General features: G+C 63.6%; 3 protein-coding genes and 1 other annotated feature. Of the genes, 1 reads left to right on the top strand and 2 read right to left on the bottom strand.

All coding sequences use genetic code 11. The annotated features are described in order from the left end of the window. A partial coding sequence (locus tag D2V17_RS12100; RefSeq protein ID WP_119593146.1) for a strawberry notch family protein occupies positions 1–3,914 on the bottom strand: 3,914 nt, incomplete at its 3' end. Between the two features lie 76 nt (positions 3,915–3,990). Beyond that, a complete protein-coding gene (locus tag D2V17_RS12095; protein ID WP_119593145.1) occupies positions 3,991–4,896 on the bottom strand; it encodes a DUF7146 domain-containing protein in 906 nt (301 codons plus the stop codon). A 411-nt stretch (positions 4,897–5,307) separates the two neighbouring features. Here D2V17_RS12095 and D2V17_RS12090 point away from each other — a divergent pair. Then, positions 5,308–6,536, top strand: a protein-coding gene (locus D2V17_RS12090; protein ID WP_119592530.1) for an IS3 family transposase whose coding sequence is annotated in 2 segments (ribosomal slippage) — positions 5,308–5,596 and positions 5,596–6,536 — 1,230 coding nt in all. Because the reading frame shifts where the segments join, the coding sequence is not laid out codon by codon here. Beyond that, positions 5,589–5,705 (top strand) — a sequence feature (AL1L pseudoknot). Its footprint overlaps the gene before it by 117 nt. Positions 6,537–6,575: the final 39 nt, after the last annotated feature.

The raw sequence follows: 6,575 nt of genomic DNA, 5'->3' as shown, positions 1-6,575 counted from the left end.
CCGTCCTCGGCAACGAGCCGGGTGACGCGGACATGATCGCCGGGCAGGCGCTTCCAGACCGGCAGCAGCAGCCCGGTGGCGAGATGGACGCGCTCGGTCATCGGTGAAGCGGCGGCCTCCTCTTCCTCGGCCCGCCAGGCGCTGGTGAACGCGGTGACGCCAATTTCTTCCCAGTGGCTTTCACCGAGCGCCTCAAGCGTCCAGTTCGCGGACTTGAGCGGTCGAAGCAAGCGTCGGCGTTCGATCACGGCCCCGTCGTCAGCGATGAGGCGCCGGGCAGGAACCGAGAGCGCGACCTTGCCCGAGCGCGCATTGCGCATCGGGATCGCGTACTTGCTGCCGATCTCGTGCATCCGCACCAGTCGCTGCAATCGCAAAGGCCGAAGGTGCCTCGTCACTTCGAGCGAGACGAGGCGGGTCTCGGCACCGGTCACGGGATCGGTGCGCAGGAGTTCATCTGCCAGGACCGTGAAACGATCGACGCTGACGGTCTCAAGACCCTGGTCGAGCGTTCCGGCTTCGCGCGCGGCTTCGATCCGCGCCTCTACCAGTCCGAGATATTCGTCGAAGATTGCGTTCTGCAGCGCGATCGGCAGCGCAAGAATGCGATTGAGCCAGCGCTGGATCGTGGGGAGATTGTCGGTCAGCCCGCCATCGGGGTTTTCAAGCCGGAGGCCGGTACGTTCGACGAAGTTACCGAAGTTGGTGGCTTCGAGCTTGCCCTCATAGAGCAGCTGGAACCAGCGGCTGAGCGCATCGCGCGCATAGTCGCTTTCGAGATTGTCGGCCGGGTCGAACAGGTTTTGACCGCCCGTCTGGCGCTGGCCGCGCGTCAGCGCGCCCAAGGCATCGAGCCTTCGCGCAATGGTCGAGATGAAGCGGCGTTCGCCCTTCACGTCGGTGGTTACCGGCCGGAACAGCGGGGCCGAGGCCTGGTTGGTGCGGTTCGTGCGACCGAGACCCTGGATGGCGTTGTCGGCGCGCCATCCCGGTTCAAGCAGGAAGTGAACCCGGCGTTGCTGATTCCGACAGCCGAGGTCGGCATGATAGGAACGCCCCGTGCCGCCCGCATCCGAGAAGACGAGGATGCGCTTGGTCCCTTCCATGAAGCTTTGCGCTTCGGCGACATTTGCGCTCGGGCTTCGCCGTTCGAGCCGCTGCTGGCCGTCACGGCCCAGGATCAGCCTGCGGGTGCGGCCCGTCACCTCGGCCACCGCCTCGGTCCCGAAGCGCTCGATGATCGCGTCGAGCGCGGTAGCGATGGGCGGCAGTGCGCAGAGCTGTTCGATCAGCGCATCGCGCGCGGCAAGGGCACGCGAGCAGAAAACGGGATTGCCCTCTCCGTCGCTCATTGCCTCGGAGCGAAGATTGCCGTCCTCGTCGGCGAAGACCTGCATCAATCGTACCGGGAAGCCCTTCGTAAGGTAGTCGATGACGTATTCACGCGGTGAGAGATCGATATCGAGCGCTTCGCGTTCTTCCACGCTAAGGTCGGCAAGGCGCCGGTCGAGCATGGCCTCGGAAGTCGAGACCAGCTGCACGACAACCGAATGGTCTTCGCCAAGCGCCGCTTCCATCGCGGGGATCAGGTTGGGCAGTTTCATCGAAAGCAGAAGCTGGGCAAAGAAGCGCTGCTTGGTGCCTTCGAAGATCGACAGCGCCGCAGCCCTGGCGTTGCGATTGAGCGTATCGCCGCTGTCCTCGTCGACCACGCGGGTTGCTTCGAGCGCAGCTTCCAAGTTGCGGTGAATGATCGCCCAGGCATCGGCGTAGGCGTCATAGATTTTGACCTGCGCTTCGGTCAGGCTGTGTTCGAGGATCTCATACTCAACCCCGGCGAAGGACAACGCACGAGCAAGATAGAGGCCCTGGGCCTTGAGGTCGCGGGCGACGAGCTCCATCGCCGCGACGCCGCCAGCGCGGATCTCGGTCATGAACGCCTCGTGGGTCGGGAAAGCGGTCTCGGGTCCCCAGAGGCCAAGCCGGGAAGTATATCCCAGATTGGCGATATCCGAAGCGCCAGTGGCAGACGCGTAGAGCACCCGGGCGCGCGGGAGATGGTTCTGCAACCTGAGCCCCGCCATGCCCTGTTCGGAGCCCTTGACCTTGCCGCGGGTTGAAGAGCCCCCGAGCGCATTGGCCATCGCGTGGGCTTCGTCAAAGGCGATCACGCCGTCGAAATCCTCGCCCGCCCAGGCAAGGATCTGATCAAGCCGCGTATCCTCGGCGCGGCCCGAGCGCAGCGTCGGATAGGTGACAAAGAGGATGCCTTCGGACATCGTTACAGGGTGGCCGAGCTTCCAGCGCGAGAGCGGCTGGAGATCGAGCGGCAGCCCTCCAAGCGCTTCCCAGTCGCGGCGTGCATCTTCGAGCAGCGCCTCGTTCTTGGTGATCCAGACATGTCGGCGTTCGCCTGCGAGCCAGCGATCCATGATGACCGCGGCGATCTGTCGCCCCTTGCCCGCTCCGGTTCCGTCGCCAAGGAAGAAGCCTTGGCGGTAGAGATGGCCGTCCTCGGACAGTTCGAGCGAGGTGCCTTCCTGGCTGACCTTGAACTGGCCCGGTAGGTCGCGCGCGAATGCCTGGGCAGCGTAGACCAGTGTCTCGCACTGAGCCTCGGATAAGAGGCCATCGGCCTGCCAGTTGGTGGGGAGACGTGGCCGCAATTCCGGCTGCGGAGCCGCGACCGAACCCATGGCAACCGATTCCACGAGCGGGGTGGGATGGGCCGGCGCGCCTTCGAACGCGATGCGGCTGGGCCGGTAAGGCAGGTATATGCCGGCCTGTTCGGGTACAGGCGCGGGGTCGGCCAAGACCGAATAGGTCAGGTCGATCGCATTCGCTGTGGCTGCTGGTGTCGCAGCGAACGGCGCCACCGGCCGGACCGACGCGAGATGCGTTGAGGTCTTGCCAACGAGGCGCACTGGCTTCCCGACTGGCAGGCGATGGAGGCTGGTGAAGGTTTCTACGCGTGGCGGAAGCGCGTTGAGCAGCTCGTGGAGCGCGATCAGATCGGCGTTATCTCTGGTGATCGCTGACGAGGGCGCAGTCGACACCTTGTCGATCACGACCAAGCGAACGGCAATTCCCGTGCCCGTCCGTCGGAACATTTGCTGCAAGCGAACATCGAGGAGCAGCGACACTTCGTCCTGCGCATTGGCGAAAGTGGAAGCATCGAAGCCTTCCGGCATGATGGCGACTATCCTCGCGCCACCAGCTACGGACCGGATAGCACCGCGCAGGTGACGCTTGGCAGTCTCACCGTCCTTGCCGCGTTCCTCGCTGCGGGCGAATGGCGGGTTCATCAGCACGACCGACGGAACAGGGCCGCGATGCAGGTCGGCGATCAGTTCCCCGTCATGTGCAGTGATCGTGGCCGAAGGGAAGACGTGGGCCAAGCCGTCTCGTCTTGCCGGATCGATCTCGTTGAGGATCAATGAGGCGTTCTGGACGCTGCCCCAAAGGGTAAGCGCACCATTGCCTGCGGACGGTTCGAGGAGTGTGTCTCGCGCCGAGATTGCTGCGGCCTTTGCCATCAGCCATGCCAGCATCGGCGGGGTCGAGAACTGCTGGAGCTGGACCTGTCCTTCGCTGCGCACGTGCCGCGGCGGCAAGGCTGCTTCGAGCCAGTCCAACCGCGCTTCGGCTTCGTGCACGCTGGTCGCCAGATCTATGCGCGAAGACTCGCGAAGCCAGAGCAGCGCCCCGATCTCGACCGCGTTGTTGTAGTCGTCGATCGTCCAGGCACCTCCCCAGTCCAGAACACCGGTCTCTTCGGCGAACAGCCCGGAAATGTCGGCGCGGGTAAGATGACGTCCCGAAGCGAGAAGCTCGGCAATCCTGGCACCGACAGCGTAAGCCAATGGCACTGACGACAGTTGCTCGTCGGCGGGAAACAGGTCTGATTGAAACATGGCAATTCGTCCTCCTGATGGGGGCATCGGGACACGCCCTCTGCCGGATCAGGAATTCGAGAAGCCCCCTCTCCTCTTACTGTGCCGCTTTGCGGCGCAGCCATGCTGTCAGTTCATCGTTCCAGTCTGTGTCGCGTGACGACGGCTTGCGAACGTGGATCACCCGCCCATCGCGGGCATAAGCGGCCAGGGCACGCGACGCGGCCAGTTCGCCGCCAGCATCGTGATCGACGAAGAGGTGGAGTTCGGTCACGCTCTCGGGCACGCTCACCAGGCCGAAACGCTCATTGCCCAGGGTCGCCCAGACGGGGAAGCCGGTTAGCGCATAGGCCGACATCGCGCTCTCGATACCCTCGGCAAGGCCGAGCTTGCCGGAGGCCGGAGAGAAGAGGCGGACAGCAGCTTCACCGAGCGCGCCGAGTGCGCGTTTCGGCTTTTCGAAAGCGGCCTTGGTTGAAGCCTCGCTCGACAAGAACGTGCGATGGATGGCGATCGGCCCCTCGTCGCGGCAGACCGCCGCAATCATAGCGGGCAAAAACCGGGTGTGCCCCTTGGGGCCGAGCGGCGTTCGTGGATGAAAGCGGAGCGCAGAAGATGCGGCGAGGATGCCGCGGCTCTCAAGATATGCCTTTGCCGGACTGGCACGCAGTGGCTGTGCATCGCGCCAGATCCTCAGCGCTGCCGCCAAGGGTTCGCGCGTTCTGGTCGACTCGGGACCTTCGGTAGTCGCAGAAGCTGAAAAGAGCGCCGGTGCCTCGAAACCTTCACGCGCCAATGCAGACAATACGCTTTGCTGATCGCATCCCGCAAAGCAATGGAAAAGGATAGCCTGCCGACCGAGCGACACACCGAGTGACGGCGTGCGGTCATCATGCGCAGGGCAGCAGGCCATGCCCCTTGTGCCTGACCATTTGCCGCCACGGCTTTCACAGAGGCGTCGCGCCGTCTCGGCTAGTGGATGTTTGGTCGTGGCAACGGACATAAGGGCTCCTTCGCAGGCTCGGGTCCCCCATGACCGCTATCCTCCCCTCTCACTGTCGGGACGGACAATCTGTTTTCCTACATGTTCTATTTATGTTCTATTCCGCTTCGTTGCAAGCGACAGGAGTAAGAAGGATGAGACTTACTTTGATGATCGGAACGATGGCGAGCGTCGTCGGTCCCTTGGTACATTGCGCACAGGCTCAGGAGTTCGCGCTGCTGGAACATCGCTACGAGCGGCCTGAAACCGCTGGTGATCAAGATCTCTGGACCAGCGAGGAAGCGCCGTCGAGGGTACTGCTCCCTGCTACCTATCGTGAAGCAATTTACGAGCCACTGATTAGGGAAGCGGAAGTCCGGTATGAACCGCCCCGCGATTGCCGGAGGCCCCAACTCCTGAGAGGAAGGGTCTATGAGCAAGACGACGAACAAGTTTTCACCCGAGGTTCGCGAGCGGGCGGTGCGGATGGTTCTCGACAGCGAGAAGGATCATCCCTCGCGCTGGGCCGCGGTGACATCGATTGCCGGCAAGATTGGCTGCTCGGCCTACACGCTGCTCGAGTGGGTGAAGAAGTCCGAGGTCGACAAGGGCATGCGTGCTGGCGTTCCGTCCGAGCTGGCTGACAAGCTCAAGGCGCTGGAACGCGAGAACCGCGAGCTGCGCCAGGCCAACGAGATCCTGCGCAAGGCGTCTGCTTATTTTGCCCAGGCGGAGCTCGACCGCCCACTGAAGCGATGAGCGGGTTCATCGACGAGCATCGCGAGGAGTACGGGGTCGAGCCGATCTGCAGGGTTTTGCCGATCGCCCCATCCACCTACCACGAGCGTGTCGCGCAGCGGCGCGATCCCTCGCGAATGTCGGCCCGTGCCCAGCGCGATCAGGCCCTGAAGCCCGAGGTGCTGCGCGTGTTCTCCGAGAACTTCGGCGTCTATGGTGCAAGGAAGGTGTGGCGGCAGATGAAGCGCGAAGGCTTCGACATCGCCCGATGCACGGTCGAGCGGCTGATGCGCGATCTTGGTCTGCAGGGCGTGATCCGGGGCAAGCCGGTGAAGACGACGGTGAGCGACAAGGCGGCGCCTTGCCCGCTCGATCAGGTCAACCGGCAGTTCCATGCCCCGGCGCCGAACATGCTGTGGGTGTCGGACTTTACGTACGTCGCGACTTGGACCGGGTTCGTCTACGTCGCCTTCGTGATCGACGTGTTCGCCCGCTATATCGTGGGCTGGCGAGTGAGCCGGACCGCGCATGCCGGGTTCGTCCTGGATGCCCTGGAGCAGGCGATCCATCATCGGCGGCCCGTCCATCATGGCGGTCTTATCCACCACTCCGACCGCGGTAGCCAGTACGTCTCGATCAAGTACACCGAGCGTCTCGCCGAAGCCGGGATCGAACCTTCGGTGGGCAGCGTTGGCGACAGCTACGACAACGCTTTGGCCGAAACGATCAACGGACTCTACAAAGCCGAGGTGATCCACCGACGCGGGCCGTGGCGGTCGTTCGAGGCTGTCGAACATGCCACGCTCGAATGGGTGAGTTGGTTCAACAACAGGCGGTTGCTCGAGCCAATCGGCAACATCCCGCCCGCCGAAGCCGAAGCACGATACTACGCCATGCTGGACGAACGCCCGATGGCGGCATAACTCAAACCAAATGGCCTCCGGCAATCGCGGGGCGGTTCA

It is taken from the genome of Aurantiacibacter xanthus (genome assembly GCF_003584015.1).
In the GTDB taxonomy this organism is placed as follows: Bacteria; Pseudomonadota; Alphaproteobacteria; order Sphingomonadales; family Sphingomonadaceae; genus Alteraurantiacibacter; species Alteraurantiacibacter xanthus.
This window is presented reverse-complemented; position numbering and strand designations above follow the sequence as displayed.

What these genes read in the sequence shown, in the direction of transcription:
- D2V17_RS12095 (WP_119593145.1), bottom strand. Translation starts at nt 4,896, where the DNA reads ATGTCCGTTGCCACGACCAAACATCCACTAGCCGAGACGGCGCGACGC.